This is a genomic window from Streptomyces sp. NPDC058964, from assembly GCF_042741275.1.
GTDB lineage: Bacteria > Actinomycetota > Actinomycetes > Streptomycetales > Streptomycetaceae > Streptomyces.
This window is the reverse complement of record NZ_JBHYKH010000819.1, coordinates 458-2500: the sequence shown is the minus strand read 5'-3', so window position 1 is coordinate 2500 and position 2043 is coordinate 458. Positions and strand designations below refer to the sequence as shown.

At 72.0% G+C, this 2043-nt stretch carries 2 protein-coding genes; both read left to right on the top strand.

The genetic code is table 11. The features are described 5' to 3' along the window. Positions 1-111: 111 nt before the first annotated feature. A complete protein-coding gene (locus ACFW2E_RS45175; protein ID WP_384477526.1) occupies positions 112-1290 on the top strand; it encodes a GAF domain-containing sensor histidine kinase in 1179 nt (392 codons plus the stop codon). Next, positions 1283-1924, top strand: a complete 642-nt coding sequence (locus ACFW2E_RS45170) for a response regulator (RefSeq protein ID WP_384477523.1) — start codon at positions 1283-1285, stop codon at positions 1922-1924. The genes ACFW2E_RS45175 and ACFW2E_RS45170 overlap by 8 nt, the downstream gene beginning before the upstream one ends. Positions 1925-2043 lie beyond the last annotated feature (119 nt).

Genomic DNA, 2043 nt, shown 5'->3' with positions numbered 1-2043 from the left:
GCCGTTCGCCCTAGGACCGGCCGACGGGACCTCGGACCTAGGCCCACCGTCCTAGGCGGTGGCGTCCACAGGGCCGATCCCGCCGTCGCACCCCGCCGGTACCGTGAGGACATGAGTCACGGTCCCCGGTCCGGCCTCGCCGCGGTGAGCTCCGCGTTGCTGGCCATGAGCAGGCATCTGGAGGTGCGCGACGTCCTCAAGACGATCGTCGCCTCGGCCCGCGAGCTGCTCGACGCGCAGTACGCCGCTCTCGGCGTCCCCGACGACCACGGCGGCTTCGCACAGTTCGTGGTCGACGGCGTCAGCGACGAGCAGTGGAAGGCCATCGGCCCGCTCCCGCGCCAGCACGGCATCCTCGCCGCGATGCTCCACGACGCCCGGCCGGAGCGCCTGGCCGACGTCCGCAAGGACCCGCGCTTCGAGGGCTGGCCGTCCGCCCACCCCGACATGTCCGACTTCCTGGGCCTGCCGATCCGCGACGGCGACGAGGTGATCGGCGCACTGTTCCTGGCCAACAAGCTGCGCCCGGTGGGGGGACACCCCCCACACCCCCCGAGCTCCAAGCCAGAGGACAGCTGCGGCTTCACCGAGGAGGACGAGGAACTGCTCTCCATCTTCGCCCAGCACGCCGCGATCGCCCTCACCAACGCGCGGCTGTACGAGCGCAGCCGCGAGCTGACGATCTCCGAGGAACGCTCCCGGCTCGCCCACGAACTCCACGACGCCGTCAGCCAGAAGCTCTTCTCCCTGCGCCTCACCGCACAGGCGGCCGCGGCCCTGGTCGACCGCGACCCGTCCCGCGCCAAGGGCGAGCTGCACGAGGTGGCCCGGCTCGCCGCGGAGGCCGTCGACGAACTGCGCGCCGCCGTAGTGGAGTTGCGCCCGGCCGCTCTGGACGAGGACGGACTGGTCGCCACCCTGCGCACCCAGATCCAGGTCCTCGACCGCGCCCACAGCGCGCACGTCACCTTCGCCACCAACGGTTTCCGCGCGCTGCCCGCCGCCCAGGAGGAGGCGCTGCTGCGCGTCGCCCAGGAGGCCCTGCACAACGCCCTGCGGCACTCGGACGCCAAGCACGTGGACGTCATCCTCGGCCGCCGCGCCTGCGGCGCGGTGCTGCGGGTGACCGACGACGGCAGCGGCTTCGAGCCGCAGTCGATCCGCCGGGCCGGACGCCATCTGGGACTGGTCTCCATGCGGGACCGGGCCGACGGCGTCGGCGGCAGGCTGACGGTGGAGTCGGCGCCCGGCAAGGGCACCACGATCGAGATGGAGGTCCCCGGTGGCTGACGCAATCAGGGTGCTGCTCGTCGACGACCACCAGGTCGTCCGCCGGGGCCTGCGCACCTTCCTGGAGGTGCAGGACGACATCGAGGTGGTGGGGGAGGCCGCGGACGGCGCCGAGGGAGTCGACCGCGCCGAGGAGCTGAAGCCCGACGTGATCCTCATGGACGTCAAGATGCCGGGCATGGACGGCGTGGACGCGCTGCGCAGGCTCCGCGAACTCGACAACCCCGCGCGCGTGCTGATCGTCACCAGCTTCACCGAGCAGCGCACGGTGGTCCCGGCACTGCGCGCGGGCGCCGCCGGTTACGTCTACAAGGACGTGGACCCCGACGCGCTGGCCGGTGCCATCCGATCGGTGCACGCCGGTCACATCCTCCTCCAGCCGGAGGTGGCCGGAGCCCTGCTGTCCCAGGAGGAGACCAACTCGGGCCAGGGCAGGGGAGGATCACTCACCGAACGGGAACGCGAGGTGCTGGGCCTGATAGCGGACGGCCGTTCCAACCGCGAGATCGCCCGTGCGCTCGTCCTGTCGGAGAAGACCGTGAAGACGCACGTCTCGAACATCCTGATGAAACTCGACCTCGCGGACCGTACCCAGGCCGCGCTGTGGGCGGTACGTCACGGTGTGACAGGGTGAGATTCATACCGTCGGGGGAATATCACCCGGACGGCGCATCCTCCGGCGATCTCCGCCGTTCTCCAGTGCGTGCCGCGGGGGGTGGCGGGGCGGGGGGCGGGGGGGGGGGGGGGTGTGGG

What these genes read in the sequence shown, in the direction of transcription:
- ACFW2E_RS45175 (WP_384477526.1), top strand. Translation starts at nt 112, where the DNA reads ATGAGTCACGGTCCCCGGTCCGGCCTCGCCGCGGTGAGCTCCGCGTTG.